Below are 13982 nucleotides of genomic sequence, written 5' to 3'. Positions count from 1 at the left end.
AAAGCAGCTTTTTTCAATATATCTGGCATCAGGTGCGGCGGTCCGCCGCAGAGCCCATCCGTTTGCGGCCTGCAAAATCAGGCGACACATCAGTACTGCGGACATAACCAACAACACAGCGCTCAGGGTCAATTACATCACCCAGTACCTGTTGCCATTTTTCCGCATTCAGTACTACATGGGAAGAATCACTGAAGTACAGCCATTCGTTCTCAACCATGCTCTTTACCTTACGCCGTACGGTTTCATACGGGATACCGGTAGCAATACTGATTGAATGATTATTACAGGAGAAACCCGGCACAGCCTGTTTCGCCTCTTCATCTTCACGCTGGCGCAGGGCCCACAGTGAGATTACATTAAAAATAATCGCGGCTTTGATGTCACCGTCAAATACCCGGTAACAGCGAATCAGAAAGTCGGTCGAAAAAGATACGAAGCCCAGTTTCTGTGCTAATTCTTCCGCATCAAAGCAGGACCTCAGATTTGTCGGGTTCGCCCCAACAGGCGAAGACTGATCATGCCGATTTGAAACGGTCGTAGAAGTTGCATTTTTATCCATATTATTCCCCAGCCAGCAGCTAACAGCGTTCCGTTGCTATGTCAGATTCTTGTTAATTAAACAGATCTTACAATTATTGTATGACTTTTAACATATACCAACAAAGTATCCCCATTCAAGAAAATACCGCTCTTTCCCTAATGAAATTAGACCATTGCAATGATTTTGTCACATCTTACTGCTAAAACTGACATCCAGAATCAGCCTTAGGATTAAAACAATGACGATGAACTCATTGCAACACCAGATACTTCAATTGACCCGTAAGGGCTTAAGCTTAAATGAAATTCTGCAAATAACTGACGCACCGGCAGACCTGGTACGACAGCTTTACCATCAGAGCTTCATTCAGCATAAACACCGTGACGCCAAAGCATTTTCACAACATCAACAGGCAATGTACGCTATGAACCTTCGTGCCACACATAATTAATCGGCAGGTTCCCGGAAAATTTAAGCATTCCTTGACACAGATTCAATTCTTATCTGTTCTGGCTATTTACAGACGCCGTCCCGAGTTTCTAAACTGACCCAAGCATAGAAGTTCACCACAGGGTTTCTGTGTTCACCTTTGCTCTAGCCAAACATTAGAGGCCTCAAGGAATTACAATGAAAAAATTATTACTGGCAGCCACTGCTGCTGCACTTTTGACACCTGCCGCCGCCTTCGCTGAACGGGACGGAGTTACTGTATATAACACTTACTGCCTGGCATGCCACATGACTGGTGTAGCCGGTGCGCCAAAAGTAGGCGACCCTGAAGCCTGGAAAACCCGCATAGAAAAAGGCGTTGAAGGTATGCTGGCAACCGCAAAAAGCGGTCTGAACGTTATGCCACCAATGGGTAACTGCCAGAACTGTACTGACAGTGAGCTGACTGCAGCGATTCAGCACATGCTGGATAACTCCAAGTAAGCGATACATCTATAAAAAAACCCGGCATATGCCGGGTTTTTTTGTATCAGAAGACTTCCTGCGGGGTCAGTGGTCCGAAATTCTCAACATCCCCGGCTTTAATTTTTTCCAGCGCTTCAGGGTCTGCACCTTTCTGCACAATGATTTCAACCCGCCGGTTGGTACTGCGGTTCAGTGAAGTATCATTAGGCGCCAGTGGTTTGGTATCAGAATAACCGACAACGTTAAACCGTGACTGATCTATTCTCGGGTCCGCAAATAACTCATGTGCAACCGATAAAGCCCGTGCTGTAGATAGTCCCCAGTTCGACTCATACTGCCCACCGGACACCGGAATGTTATCAGTATGCCCTTCAATCGCGACCTTACCACGAACCGTCAGCAACACATCACGGATTTTCGCCATCACAGGGATGTAGGCAAACTTAAGCTCCGCCGAGCCTGAACTGAAAGAACCTTTATCCTTAACACGGATAATAATCTTCTTACCGTCGGTCTCAACTTCTACGCTGCCCTGACCAATTTCAGACTGCAATGCCGCCGCAAAAGAAACAGCATCTGTCTTAGCCTGGGCTTCAGCCTGCTCTTCAATCTGTTCTAACAGTTCCTGAAGCTCTTCCTGAGTTTCACTCTTTTCCTGTTCATCAACCTCTGACTGACCTTCCTGGGTACGTATATCCAGCGTCTGAAGGTCGTTGTCCGTGGTCATTTGCCGCACCTCATTCAGGGGCGTAGGCTCCGGACGGCCCGGGCTGAATTCCTGAGCAATAATGCTGGTACCTTTCGGAATATCAGCAACCTTTACCTGATTCTGAACACCAAACGCCTCACGCATGGAACCCGCCAGCTGCTTAAACTTCAGCACGTCCATTTCTGAAAATGACAGCAGTAATACGAAGAAGCACATCAGCAGCGACATAAGGTCGCCGAAGGTTGCTAGCCAGCCCGGTAACCCCGCGGGACAGGGGGGGCATTTTGTTTCTTCTTCATCACTCATGCGCGTTACCCTTCAGCCACTGCCCGCTTTTTCTCAGGCAGATAGTTACGCAGCATTTGCTCAATAACCCGTGGGTTCTGACCGGCCTGAATCGCCAGCAGGCCATCAATAATAAGCGACTGATTCAGTTCTTCTTCTGCTTTACGGCCGTCCAGTTTATCTGCAATCGGCAGCGCAAACATGGTGGCTAGCATTGCACCGTAAAGCGTAGTTAACAATGCTACTGCCATCGCAGGGCCGATTGATTTAGGGTCACTCATGTTAGACAGCATCTGTACCAGACCTACCAGGGTTCCGATCATCCCCATTGCGGGGCCTACATCACCCATCGCTTTGAAAATGTCGCAGGCACTTTCGTGACGCTCAGTCGTCAGAGATTTTTCTTTATTCAGGAGGCCGCGAACAATGTCCGGGTCATGACCGTCTACCAGTAACTGAATGCCACGTTGCATAAAGTCACTGCTAACCGTTTTATCTTCCAGAGACAGCAGACCGCCTTTACGGGCAGCATCTGCCAGATCAACTGCTTCAGCGATAATATCTTCAGGCTTCACGGACTTGAACATGAAAGCCTTACCCATCACCTTACCGATACTCAGGAACTGGCCCAGGGTAAATTTCATCAGCACAACAAAAAGGCTGCCGCCCATTACGATAAGCAATGATGGCACGTTAACAAAGGTGCCTACGTCGCCACCGGTTACCATCGCTGCGACTACGATACCAAATGCACCTAATAACCCAACGAGCGTTGCTAAATCCACTCTGTACTCCTCAGCGTCATAAACTCAAATCCACTTTGAAAAAGTTAATCCACTTAGTGTTATCGCCCTGACCAGACGAATACTTTAGCTTCATCCGCATAAAAATCTACATCAAGTGACAGGCAAGATTCAAACGATTGATTTAGGGCCCTTCTTTACTTGCCCTATATCGTACTATTTACAGTACAATATGCCAGTCTAAATGAACCCAACACGCACTAAGCTGCTAGATTATTTGAGAATTTCGCTAATGCCTGCATCTAAGAAGCCCCTCGATTTTGAAACAGCACTCGGCCAGCTTGAAAGCATGGTCGAAGAACTGGAAAAGGGCGACCTCAGCCTTGAGCAGTCACTGCACACCTTCGAGGAAGGCGTCCGGCTGACCCGAAGCTGTCAGACCATGCTAAGCGATGCCGAGCAGAAAGTTCAGCTACTGATTAAGCAAAATGGTGAGTTACAGGAAACACCGTTTGAACTGCCGGAGGAATAATCCGTGGATATGAAGCAGCAACTCAACAGGTATCGCAGCAGAGTCGATCAGGCTCTGGAGCAGCATATGGCCAGCCAGACGGCTGCTCCCCTGCTTCAGGAAGCGATGCGTTATTCTCTGTTTAACGGCGGTAAACGGGTACGGCCACTGCTGGTCTACATGGCCAACCAGCTGCTCGCGGGAAACCTTGACGCCGCCGATAATGCCGCCTGCGCAATCGAATGTGTCCACAGTTATTCACTGGTACATGATGACCTGCCAGCAATGGATGATGACGATCTCCGCCGCGGTAAACCGACCTGTCATATTCAGTTTGACGAGGCGACCGCCATTCTTGCCGGTGATGCTTTACAGGCGCTCGCATTCGAGCTGCTAAGCACGCCTTCAGACTTTGTCAGCCCGACGACACAACTGCAGATGCTGGCCTCTCTGGCCCGGGGCAGCGGTGCCATGGGTATGGTTGCCGGTCAGTCGATTGATCTCAGCCATGTAGGCAAAGCGATGACCCTGAACGAACTGGAGAATATGCACCGCCATAAAACAGGCGCGCTTATCTGCAGCAGCATTGAAATGGGTGCCCTGAGCAGTGGCAACGCTACCCGTGAAGATTTACTGGCACTGGACACTTACGCCCGGCATATCGGCCTGGCCTTTCAGGTAAAGGATGACATTCTGGACATTGAAGGGGATACCCAGACGCTGGGCAAACCTCAGGGCTCCGATACCGAACAGGATAAACCGACTTATCCGGCACTGCTTGGCATGGCCGGGGCAAAACAAAAACTGGCCCTATTAAACGAACAGGCCCATGCTAGTATCCAGTCATATGGTGATGCTGCCCAACCACTGCACTGGTTAGCGGATTACATCGTAGAACGCCAATACTAATCCGCTGCTGAAGATTGTCACACTGATGTTTTTTGAAATTCCCACTGCCCGTCCCGATACCCCTTTACTGAACCGGCTCGACCAGCCGGATCAGCTGCGTCAGCTGTCTGCTGATCAGCTGGTAGAACTGGCCCGGGAACTGCGGCACTTTCTGCTCTACAGTGTCGGCCAGACAGGTGGCCACTTTGGTGCCGGGCTGGGCGTTGTCGAGCTGACAATTGCACTGCATTACTGCCTGAATACCCCGGAAGACCATCTGGTCTGGGACGTAGGCCACCAGAGCTACCCACACAAAATACTGACCGGCCGCAGAGAGGAGCTGCTGACGATCCGTAAAAAGGATGGCCTGGCCCCGTTCCCCCGGCAGAGCGAAAGCCCTTATGATGATTTCGGTACCGGGCATTCAAGCACATCGATCAGCGCCGCTCTGGGTATGGCCCTGGCAGATAAACTGCAAAACATCGACAGCCGTACGGTTGCCGTTATTGGCGATGGCGCGATGACCGCCGGTATGGCTTTTGAAGCACTGAATCATGCGGCACACACCGGCAGCAACCTGCTGGTCATTCTTAACGACAATGACATGTCGATCTCCCATAACGAAGGCGGACTGGCCACCTATCTGGCCAAGAACCTTAAAGACAACATGGGTGAAACAACCGCCGCACTGTTTGAAGCGCTGGACTTTAACTATTCAGGCCCGGTTGACGGCCATGACATTCCGGCCCTGTTAGATGCACTGCAACACAGTCTGAGCCAGCCAGGACCGCAGTTTTTACATATCACGACTTTGAAGGGCAAAGGGTTCGCGCCGGCCGAAAAGGATCCGATCGGCTATCACGCCATCGCCAAAATCGACCCAATCGACAAACCCAAAGTAAAAAGTAAACCAACTTTTGCCCATATCTTTGGCCAATGGGCGACAGATAAAGCTGCTGAAGATCCAAAACTTACTGCGATAACGCCCGCCATGCGCGAAGGCTCTGGCCTGGTGGAGTTCTCCCGGCAGTTTCCGAAACGTTTTTTTGATGTTGCGATTGCAGAGCAGCATGCCGTCACACTGGCTGCAGGAATGGCCTACCGCAACATGAAGCCGGTCGTTGCTATTTATTCGACCTTTCTGCAACGCGCATATGATCAGCTGATCCACGATGTCCTGATTCAGGACCTGAACGTACTGTTCTGTATTGACCGTGCAGGGCTGGTTGGTGAAGACGGTGCAACCCACGCGGGCTGCTATGACATCAGTTACCTGCGCTGTATTCCGGAAATGGTCATTATGACCCCGGCAGATGAGCAGGAATTACTGAATCTGCTGGAAACCGGCTACCGGCATCATGGGCCGGCTGCTATCCGTTACCCCCGTGGCAGTGGTACAGCAACACAAACCTCTACAGCAACCCCGGTCCCTCTGAGCCGGGCACGTGAAATTCGCCGGGGCAACAGTGGCATTGCTGTCCTTAACTTCGGGCCGTTACTCAGTCAGGCAGAAGCGCTGGGGGATGAGATGGATATCACCATCATTGATATGCGTTTCGTCAAACCACTGGATCAGCAGATGATCCTGACACTGCTGGCAGATCATCACACCTTAATTACGCTGGAAGACCATGCCATTAAAGGCGGCGCTGGATCAGCGGTCAGCGAGTACTTACACAGCATCAACAGTCAGGTACAACTGATCAGCCTGGGGATTCCGGACCGCTGGATAGAACACGCCACACGTCAGGAACAGCTGACAGAATGCGGGCTGGATACCGAAGGTCTGCGCCAGGTGATCCGCCCACTGCTCTGGCCTCTGACCTAAGCAGAGAAGAGAAGAGCCATTCTGCAGACACAAAAAAGGCCGGCTCACTGTAACAGCAGAGCCGGCCTTTTTTAAAATCTGAAGGAAATTATTTTTCCTGAGGTTCTTCCTGGAAATGCTGCTCAGTCATCATATGTCCGAGCTTGCCCATTTTCGTTGCCAGATACTCTTCATTATGGCGGTTTTTACCTACCTGAAGCGGCACACGCTTATCAACATTCAGACCGCTGGCCTGCAACGCTTTAACTTTGCGCGGATTATTGGTCATCAGTTTAACGCTGGTAATACCCAGGTGCTCCAGCATTACCTGACACATGGTGTAATCCCGCTGATCGGCCTGAAAGCCCAGTTGCTCATTGGCTTCAACAGTATCAGCACCGCCATCCTGCAGGTGATAAGCCTTAATCTTATTCAGCAGTCCGATACCACGGCCTTCCTGACGCAGATACAAGATCACCCCACTGCCTTCTTCCGCGATACGTTTCATCGCTTCCTGTAACTGGAATCCACAGTCACAACGCAGTGAAAACAACGCGTCACCGGTCAGGCACTCAGAGTGAATACGGGCCAGCACCGGCGCATCAGATGCCAGCTCACCAAAGGTAAGTGCTACATGCTCTTTACCTGTCGCCCGGTCTTCAAAACCGACCATGGTAAATACACCCCAGGGGGTGGGCAGCTTGGATGAGGCAACATATTCAACAGACACAGGGGGCATTCCTTAATCAAAACAGGCGGGCATTCTACCAGCCCGGCGAAACAAGCGCTAACTCTGAATACGACATAATCAGCAAGTCATCGACCTGCGTCACATAACGCAGCGCGGATACACTCAATATGGGGGAAATTACCCGGGTTTCAAGAGGAAATTATACTTCAGCTACATCCATATCTAACTGGCGGGGCAGAATAACCTGTACCTGCAGACCACCCAGTGTCGCAGAATGACTCAGCTTACAGGTCCCCTGATACTGCCGGATAATCTCGGAAATAATGCTCATCCCCAGACCGTGACCACTGGTTTCTTCATCCAGACGCTCACCACGGTTCATTAACCGCTCCAGATCTTCAGGGGCAACTCCCGGCCCGTCATCCGCAACAATCAGCTCGAGGCTTTCATCATCCATCCGAGCCACAATACTGATCTGGCTTTTGGTCCACTTTGACGCGTTATCCAGCAGATTGCCCATCAGCTCAACAAGGTCGTCACGCTCGCCGGGAAAATAGGTTGTCGCTGATACATCCAGTCGGAAATCAATGGCTTTTTCCCGGTAGATCGCCTTCAGCGTCCGTACCAGCTTTTCCAGTTCTTCCTGAATATAGATACGCTGCCCGGGCAGTGCAGCACCGGCAATCCGGGCACGGGTCAGTTCCCGTTCCATCATACCCCGCAAGCGGGATGACTGTTCCTGCATGTCCTTACCCTGGCTATAACCGGCCTCAATCAGCGCTTCTATTTGCCGGTCAATGACTGTCAGTGGTGTCTTGGACGCATGGGCAAGATTCCCCACCGCATTTCTGGAACGCTGCAGGCGCATTTCCATACTTTGCACAAGATAATTAATCTCGGTCACCAGGGGTTCAATTTCTTTGGTTTCCACCGCAGGTAACTGCCGGATATGTCCGGATTTAAGCTGGGCAATCTCATGCCTGACGGCTTTAAGCGACGACAGCCCCTGCCGGATAACCCACACCTGAACCGCCAGCAAAACCAGCAACAACACACCACCAACGCCGGCAAACAACCAAGTAAGCTGTGCCAGAGAAGCTTCAATAAAGCTGACATCTTCCGCCAGTGCGACGCGGATTGCCCGCCCCTGCTTCATGAACTTATTTTCATAGACCAGCCAGGGAGCACCGTTCATATCCAGCAGGCGGATACGCTCTTCACCCACGTCCTGGTGATCACTCAAAGGAATTTTTGCATCCCACAGGGAGCGGGAAAAGAACCACTTATCGTCCACAGCCACCTGAAAGTAGTGGCCTGACATCGGCTGTTCATACACGGAGGAGGTTTTATCCGGATCCAGTCGCCAGCCACTGCCGATATCCATGTCCACCGCGCGCAGCAGTGTATAGGCATCACTGGCCAGCCGGGCAGATACAAAGTCATACGCCATCTGGCGTAAGAACCAGCCCTGCCCGAGCCACAGCACAACAAAGAGAATCAGAGTAACCAGCACAAAGCCGAAATTCAGCCGTGCCTGAATGGATCTCAAGTGGGATCTCCGAACACGTATCCCTGACCGCGCTTGGTCTTAATCAGCTCTGCACCAATCTTTTTACGCAGCATCTTGATATAGGCCTCGACCACGTTACTGTCATTTTCAGTGCCGTCATCGTACATATGCTCAACCAGTTGCAGCTTAGACAAAACCCGGCCGGGGTTATGCATCATATAACGCAGCAAACGGTATTCGGTGCCGGTCAGGGAGACTTCAGCACCGTCTTTAATGACTGACTGACTGTTCTCATCAAGGGATAGACCGGAAGATTCCAGCTGAGAACTGATCTGCTGATTTGCCCGGCGCAGCAATGCAGTCATCCGCACTAACAGTTCTTCAGTATGAAAAGGCTTACACAGGTAGTCGTCTGCTCCGGCTTCAAAGCCGTCCACACGTTCCTGCCAGGCACTGCGGGCTGTCAGAATCAGAACGGGGATATTGTTCTTCTTGCTGCGCCAGTAACGTAATACATCCAGACCGGATTTATCAGGTAAACCCAGATCCAGTACTACAAGGTCGTAAATGTCTTCTTCACCCAGGGCCTGGGCATCGATACCGTTAACCGCCAGGTCAACGGCGTAGCCATGCTTAGCTAATGCTGTTTTTAATTCAGGGCCTAACGCCGGATCATCCTCAGCCAGCAAAATCCGCATTGCAATTCCTCTTGGTGAAAAAAACTGAATGAAAATGCCGGCGGCATTCACCGGCCTTCAGATCAGTTTAAATGTCTTTTTGTTCGTCACCTTCCAGCGTATGGCTGATGGCACCTGTACGGGCATCAATATATAGCATTTCAATCATGCCATTGGTACCGGCAATCTCCATTTCATAGATATACACCGTCCCTTTTTTGAGCAGACTGGTCTCAATGATACGCCCTTCAGACATATCCTTAACCAGCGCCATCAGCTCAGCCATTGACAGAATCTCACCACTGGACACCAGCTCCCGGCAATCTTCATAATCAAGCTTTTCAAATGACTCCATCGCCGCAGCGGAGAATCCCTGCAACATCAGCATAGAAAATAATAATATTTTTATAAATTTCATTCCGGCCCCTCATTGTACGGTATCAGCCTACCGTCAACGGCACTCACAAATTGCTAAAACGTATAATACCTGGCTCCGGCCAACAGCTGTTGAACTGTCAGGCGGGGTAAGGAGTCTCCGGTATATGCATCAACAAAATCGGTACGCACTTTGCCAGACTGATCCCGTCGCTGCAGCTGGTACATGTACCCGCGGGCATGTGGAATCAGGCTCATATCAAGCATATCGCCGGGCGCAGCCTGAATACGTTCTCTCAGCTCGGTCACCGACAGGATATTACCCTGCACCAGCACCGGCTGCACATCAGAAAAACTAAGACGTTTTGTATCAGCCTGAGCATTAAGCGTCAGACCCAGCAGTAATACTGCTACCATTCCAGATTGTATGAATCGCATATTCAGCCCACCTCTTTGTAAGACAGTTAGTAAGCTGGGCAAAGTATTCAGGCATTATCCTGACGCACTTTGCCTCACGGAGAATATGTCGAACGTTGAAAACATCAGCACACAGGCTGCAGAAGGAACACAGGGGATAGTTCCGGATTATTTCACACGGAGTTCGGCAGACTCTGAGCCAATCTTAAAATGCTTATCTGAAATTAAACTGAAAGTTCCGGTGCAACAATGCTTACTGAGCCAGCATCAGCCAGCCATAATAACCGGCCTGCAAACAGGCCCATGCCATGATGCCGGCCAGCACATCGTCCAGCATAATGCCCAGGCCACCACTGACACGCTTATCAGCCCAGCTGATAGGCCATGGTTTCACGATATCGAAAAAACGGAATAAAACGAAACCAACCACGATCCATAACCAACCTGCCGGTGCCATAAACATGGTGATCCAGTAACCGACAAACTCGTCCCAGACAATGCCGCCATGGTCATGCACGCCCATATCTTCAGAGGTTTTACCGCACAGATAAATACCGACAGCAAAGGTAACCAGCAACATCAGAGCGTAAGCCGTTGCGGATAAGGGTTCCAGCAATAAATACAGAGGCACCGCCGCCAGCGTACCGAACGTACCGGGAGCCTTAGGTGCCGCGCCGCTGCCGAAGCCAAACGCCAGAAAGTGCACAGGATTACGCCAGACGGAGGCCGGAGTTGTTTGCTTCATGACTCAGCGTGCTCAGAAAAATGATTAAAACCACGGGCGGTTACCGGCCGCTCTCCGGCGGCATCCCGGACAAACAGTCCCGGCTCAGAACGAATCTCACCAACCTTCCACACCGGCACATCATGATGGACCAGGCTATCCAGCACGGCCTCTTCATGGTCAGCAGGGAGGGTAAAGCACACTTCAAAATCCTCGCCGCCAGAGCATGCCCACTCAACCGCCTTTTCTTCACCGGCAAAGCGACGCAGGGCCGGTGACAGAGGTAACTCATCCAGCTCGATGCAAGCACCTACATGACTCGCACTGAGTATATGCTGCAAATCAGCCAGCAGACCGTCTGAAACATCAATAGCGGCAGAAGCCTGACCGGTCAGCAACTGTGCTGTACTTAAGCGGGGTTCGGGGGCGAAAAAACGTCGCTGCAGATAGGCAACATCTTCACTGTGCGGGGTATTTTTCAGCAGCGTTTCAAGCCCCGCGCGGGAGTCACCCAGCGTGCCGGTCACATACACAGCATCTCCGGGACGGGCACCGTCGCGCCGTAAGCCACGGCCATATTCTACCCAGCCGTGCACCTGCACCGTCAGTGTCAAAGGGCCTTTTGTGGTATCACCACCCACCAGACGCACACCATGGCGCTGCGCCATCTGTGCAAGCGGCTCAGCGAAAGCAGCCAGCCATTCAGGGTCTGATTCAGGAAGGGTCAGCGCCAGCGTAAAAAAGCCCGGACGGGCGCCCATAGCGGCAAGGTCACTAAGCGTAGCGCCTAACAGACGGGTAGCAATTTGCTGCGCAGGCGTACCCGGCAGAAAGTGAGTACCTTCTACCAGAGTATCAATTGAAAAAACCAGTTGTTGCCCCGGAGGCGGAGAGACAATGGCACAGTCATCACCAACCCCCAGCTCAACACAGCCGGAGCTGTCCTGGCCGAGATCAGAAAAATACTGACGTATCAGTTCAAACTCGTCCAAGAAACACTCCTGATCAGGACTTTTTGGATTCACGCTTGGCGTTGATCTCTGTCATACGTACCCGCGCGGCCAGCTTGTCCAGAATGCCATTTACGTAACGGTGGCTCTCTGTGGCACCAAAGGTTTTCGCCAGTTCAACACTTTCGTTGATGACAACCTTATACGGCACAACAATACGGTGGGCCAGTTCAAAACTGCCAATACGCAGAACAGCCAGCTCAATCGGATCAAGGTCTGTCAATGCACGGTCCAGGAATGGCTCAAAAGAAGCATCCAGATCACCGGCATGCGCAGGTACACCGTGCAACAATTCACTGAACAACGGAATATCCGCACCGGACATGTCGTTATCAATACGGAATTGCAGCTCGATGTCGGTAACTGAGTTACCGGACATCTGCCACTGGTACAACGCCTGTAACGCGAAGCTCCGCGCGGCGCGACGTTTTTCAGTCAGCGACGGCTTCTTAGTCTTCTTTGGCGTAGGATTATCGGTCATCTCACTTACCCTTCAAGCTGGCGCAGCAAGCTAACCATTTCCAGCGCAGACAGTGCAGCTTCAGCACCTTTGTTACCGGCTTTGGTACCGGAACGCTCAATTGCCTGTTCAATGGAGTTTACTGTCAGGATGCCGTTCGCAACCGGCACGTTGTAATCCAGAGAAACCTGAGCAACGCCCTTAGAGCTCTCACCGGATACATATTCAAAGTGCGGAGTACCACCGCGGATAACTGCACCCAGAGCGATGATTGCATCGTCTTTCTTCTGTGCAGCAACTTTCTGAACCGCCAGAGGGATTTCAAATGCACCCGGCACACGCACAACACGGATGTTGCTTTCTTCAACACCGTGACGCTTCAGCGTGTCGATCGCACCTTCCAGCAGGCTTTCAACAACGAAGCTGTTAAAACGGCCAACCACGATGCTGTAGTTACCGCCACCGGTCAGGAAATCACCTTCCACATACTGTACTGACATTTTCTCTTAATCCTATCGTCAATTATTCATTCGCACTTATGGCTGCCCGGCAGCCATAACAGCATTATTCTTCACAGGTAATATATTCAACAATTTCCAGATCAAAACCGGAAATTGCATTAAATTTCATCGGTGAGCTCAGCAGACGCATTTTGCCCACACCCAGATCACGCAGGATCTGCGAGCCGGTTCCCACCGTCAGATACGAACCGGAGGCACTTACGTTCGCCGGACGGATCTTTTTATCTTTATTCAGCATCTGATTCAGGGCATCACCCAGATCGATCCGCTCAGAGGTATCCAGCAACAGCACAACGCCCTTGCCTTCTTCAGCGACTTTGCGTAATGCACGGCGCATGGTCCACTTCTGCTCTTCACCCTGGCTGGCACCGACTACGTCACGCAGTACTTCAGTACGGCTGTGAACCCGGACAGGCGTCGGCTCATCAGCGGAAATTTCACCTAAGGTCAGCGCCAGATGGGTGCAGTTCTGAATTTCGTCCTGGAATGTAAAGCAGGTGAAATCACCAAACTCGGTTGGCAGAACGCTCTCACTTTCACGGACAACAGTATGTTCGTTAGTTGCCCGGTAGTGAATCAGATCCGCAATGGTACCGATCTTCAGGTCATGCTTTTCAGCAAACACTTCCAGATCAGGACGACGGGCCATGGTGCCGTCATCATTCATAATTTCAACAATTGCCGCCGCTGGCGTGCAACCCGCCAGACGCGCCAGATCACAACCGGCTTCAGTATGACCGGCACGGCTCAGAACACCGCCTGGCTGTGCCATCAGTGGGAAAATATGGCCCGGCTGAACAATGTCTTCCGCCTTTACGTTATGACGCACTGCAGTACGCACCGTATGAGCACGGTCTGCGGCAGAAATACCCGTTGTCACACCTTCCGCGGCTTCAATAGACAGGGTGAAGTTCGTCGAGAACTGAGCGCCGTTGCTCTGTACCATTAACGGCAGTTTCAGCTGTTCACAGTGCTTGCGGGTCAGCGTCAGACAGATCAGACCGCGGGCATGGGTCGCCATGAAGTTAATGTCTTCCGGACGTACCATTTCCGCAGCGATTACCAGATCGCCTTCATTTTCACGGTCTTCGTCATCCATCAGGATAACCATTTTACCCTGACGAATATCTTCGATCAGTTCTTCAGGTGTGTTCAGATTCATCGATCCAAAACCTCAGTTCAAAAAATTGATGCC

The 13982-nt window shown here is 51.3% G+C and carries 17 protein-coding genes; 4 read left to right on the top strand and 13 right to left on the bottom strand.

Translation table 11 applies throughout. From position 1 onward, the window contains the following. Positions 1 to 28: 28 nt before the first annotated feature. Positions 29 to 562 (bottom strand): hypothetical protein, encoded by a 534-nt coding sequence (locus tag JYB63_RS17975; protein ID WP_205659296.1) that lies wholly within the window; start codon positions 560 to 562, stop codon positions 29 to 31. A gap of 609 nt (positions 563 to 1171) precedes the next feature. Between JYB63_RS17975 and JYB63_RS17970 the strand changes: the two genes are divergently transcribed. Further along, positions 1172 to 1477 carry a c-type cytochrome gene (locus JYB63_RS17970; RefSeq protein ID WP_205659295.1) on the top strand — a complete coding sequence of 102 codons (306 nt, stop codon included), beginning with the start codon at positions 1172 to 1174 and terminating at the stop codon, positions 1475 to 1477. A 46-nt stretch (positions 1478 to 1523) separates the two neighbouring features. Here JYB63_RS17970 and JYB63_RS17965 read toward each other — a convergent pair whose 3' ends face one another. Continuing rightward, complete coding sequence (locus tag JYB63_RS17965; protein ID WP_205659294.1) at positions 1524 to 2474, bottom strand: flagellar motor protein MotB; 951 nt, start codon at positions 2472 to 2474, stop codon at positions 1524 to 1526. A 5-nt stretch (positions 2475 to 2479) separates the two neighbouring features. Beyond that, on the bottom strand, positions 2480 to 3238 hold the full coding sequence (gene pomA, locus JYB63_RS17960; RefSeq protein WP_205659293.1) for a flagellar motor protein PomA: 759 nt from the start codon (positions 3236 to 3238) through the stop codon (positions 2480 to 2482). Between the two features lie 250 nt (positions 3239 to 3488). Between pomA and JYB63_RS17955 the strand changes: the two genes are divergently transcribed. The 3 genes from JYB63_RS17955 to dxs are packed head-to-tail and all read left to right on the top strand — an operon-like array spanning position 3489 to position 6423. Then, entirely contained in the window at positions 3489 to 3728 is a 240-nt protein-coding gene (locus JYB63_RS17955) for an exodeoxyribonuclease VII small subunit (RefSeq protein WP_205659292.1), read from the top strand. Positions 3729 to 3731: 3 nt separating this feature from the next. After that, on the top strand, positions 3732 to 4616 hold the full coding sequence (gene ispA / locus JYB63_RS17950; RefSeq protein WP_205659291.1) for a (2E,6E)-farnesyl diphosphate synthase: 885 nt from the start codon (positions 3732 to 3734) through the stop codon (positions 4614 to 4616). 25 nt (positions 4617 to 4641) lie between these two features. Beyond that, positions 4642 to 6423 carry a 1-deoxy-D-xylulose-5-phosphate synthase gene (dxs, locus tag JYB63_RS17945; protein WP_205659290.1) on the top strand — a complete coding sequence of 594 codons (1782 nt, stop codon included), beginning with the start codon at positions 4642 to 4644 and terminating at the stop codon, positions 6421 to 6423. A gap of 88 nt (positions 6424 to 6511) precedes the next feature. Here the strand turns inward: dxs and ribA are convergent, their stop codons facing one another. The 10 genes from ribA to ribBA form a co-directional block, all read right to left on the bottom strand. Then, positions 6512 to 7132 (bottom strand): GTP cyclohydrolase II, encoded by a 621-nt coding sequence (gene ribA, locus JYB63_RS17940; RefSeq protein WP_205659289.1) that lies wholly within the window; start codon positions 7130 to 7132, stop codon positions 6512 to 6514. Between the two features lie 160 nt (positions 7133 to 7292). Next, the gene (locus JYB63_RS17935) at positions 7293 to 8642 is read right to left on the bottom strand and encodes an ATP-binding protein (protein ID WP_205659288.1); all 1350 of its coding nucleotides are present in this window, start codon (positions 8640 to 8642) and stop codon (positions 7293 to 7295) included. Beyond that, positions 8639 to 9301, bottom strand: a complete 663-nt coding sequence (locus JYB63_RS17930) for a response regulator transcription factor (RefSeq protein ID WP_205659287.1) — start codon at positions 9299 to 9301, stop codon at positions 8639 to 8641. Before JYB63_RS17930 ends, JYB63_RS17935 begins: the two co-directional genes overlap by 4 nt. A 67-nt stretch (positions 9302 to 9368) precedes the next feature. Beyond that, a complete protein-coding gene (locus JYB63_RS17925; RefSeq protein WP_205659286.1) occupies positions 9369 to 9698 on the bottom strand; it encodes a PepSY domain-containing protein in 330 nt (109 codons plus the stop codon). Between the two features lie 53 nt (positions 9699 to 9751). Continuing rightward, positions 9752 to 10093, bottom strand: a complete 342-nt coding sequence (locus JYB63_RS17920) for a PepSY domain-containing protein (protein ID WP_205659285.1) — start codon at positions 10091 to 10093, stop codon at positions 9752 to 9754. A gap of 232 nt (positions 10094 to 10325) precedes the next feature. Next, the gene (locus JYB63_RS17915) at positions 10326 to 10817 is read right to left on the bottom strand and encodes a phosphatidylglycerophosphatase A family protein (protein ID WP_205659284.1); all 492 of its coding nucleotides are present in this window, start codon (positions 10815 to 10817) and stop codon (positions 10326 to 10328) included. Continuing rightward, entirely contained in the window at positions 10814 to 11788 is a 975-nt protein-coding gene (gene thiL, locus JYB63_RS17910; protein ID WP_205659283.1) for a thiamine-phosphate kinase, read from the bottom strand. Before thiL ends, JYB63_RS17915 begins: the two co-directional genes overlap by 4 nt. A 13-nt stretch (positions 11789 to 11801) precedes the next feature. Beyond that, on the bottom strand, positions 11802 to 12287 hold the full coding sequence (gene nusB, locus JYB63_RS17905; protein WP_205659282.1) for a transcription antitermination factor NusB: 486 nt from the start codon (positions 12285 to 12287) through the stop codon (positions 11802 to 11804). Between the two features lie 5 nt (positions 12288 to 12292). Then, the gene (gene ribH, locus JYB63_RS17900) at positions 12293 to 12766 is read right to left on the bottom strand and encodes a 6,7-dimethyl-8-ribityllumazine synthase (RefSeq protein WP_205659281.1); all 474 of its coding nucleotides are present in this window, start codon (positions 12764 to 12766) and stop codon (positions 12293 to 12295) included. 64 nt (positions 12767 to 12830) lie between these two features. Beyond that, positions 12831 to 13949 (bottom strand): bifunctional 3,4-dihydroxy-2-butanone-4-phosphate synthase/GTP cyclohydrolase II, encoded by a 1119-nt coding sequence (ribBA, locus tag JYB63_RS17895; protein ID WP_205659280.1) that lies wholly within the window; start codon positions 13947 to 13949, stop codon positions 12831 to 12833. Positions 13950 to 13982 lie beyond the last annotated feature (33 nt).

Origin of the sequence: Aliamphritea spongicola, from assembly GCF_017051665.1 — a bacterium.
Taxonomy (GTDB): domain Bacteria; phylum Pseudomonadota; class Gammaproteobacteria; order Pseudomonadales; family Balneatricaceae; genus Amphritea; species Amphritea spongicola.
Note: the sequence above shows the minus strand (reverse complement) of the source record. Positions and strands in the feature narration are given on the sequence as shown.

Excerpts from the sequence above, each read along its gene's own strand:
- nusB (WP_205659282.1), bottom strand. The coding sequence starts at position 12,287 with ATGACCGATAATCCTACGCCAAAGAAGACTAAGAAGCCGTCGCTGACT.
- JYB63_RS17965 (WP_205659294.1), bottom strand. The coding sequence starts at position 2,474 with ATGAGTGATGAAGAAGAAACAAAATGCCCCCCCTGTCCCGCGGGGTTA.
- JYB63_RS17955 (WP_205659292.1), top strand. The coding sequence starts at position 3,489 with ATGCCTGCATCTAAGAAGCCCCTCGATTTTGAAACAGCACTCGGCCAG.
- JYB63_RS17970 (WP_205659295.1), top strand. The coding sequence starts at position 1,172 with ATGAAAAAATTATTACTGGCAGCCACTGCTGCTGCACTTTTGACACCT.
- JYB63_RS17925 (WP_205659286.1), bottom strand. The coding sequence starts at position 9,698 with ATGAAATTTATAAAAATATTATTATTTTCTATGCTGATGTTGCAGGGA.
- JYB63_RS17920 (WP_205659285.1), bottom strand. The coding sequence starts at position 10,093 with ATGCGATTCATACAATCTGGAATGGTAGCAGTATTACTGCTGGGTCTG.
- ribBA (WP_205659280.1), bottom strand. The coding sequence starts at position 13,949 with ATGAATCTGAACACACCTGAAGAACTGATCGAAGATATTCGTCAGGGT.
- JYB63_RS17975 (WP_205659296.1), bottom strand. The coding sequence starts at position 562 with ATGGATAAAAATGCAACTTCTACGACCGTTTCAAATCGGCATGATCAG.
- JYB63_RS17930 (WP_205659287.1), bottom strand. The coding sequence starts at position 9,301 with ATGCGGATTTTGCTGGCTGAGGATGATCCGGCGTTAGGCCCTGAATTA.
- ribH (WP_205659281.1), bottom strand. The coding sequence starts at position 12,766 with ATGTCAGTACAGTATGTGGAAGGTGATTTCCTGACCGGTGGCGGTAAC.
- dxs (WP_205659290.1), top strand. The coding sequence starts at position 4,642 with ATGTTTTTTGAAATTCCCACTGCCCGTCCCGATACCCCTTTACTGAAC.
- JYB63_RS17915 (WP_205659284.1), bottom strand. The coding sequence starts at position 10,817 with ATGAAGCAAACAACTCCGGCCTCCGTCTGGCGTAATCCTGTGCACTTT.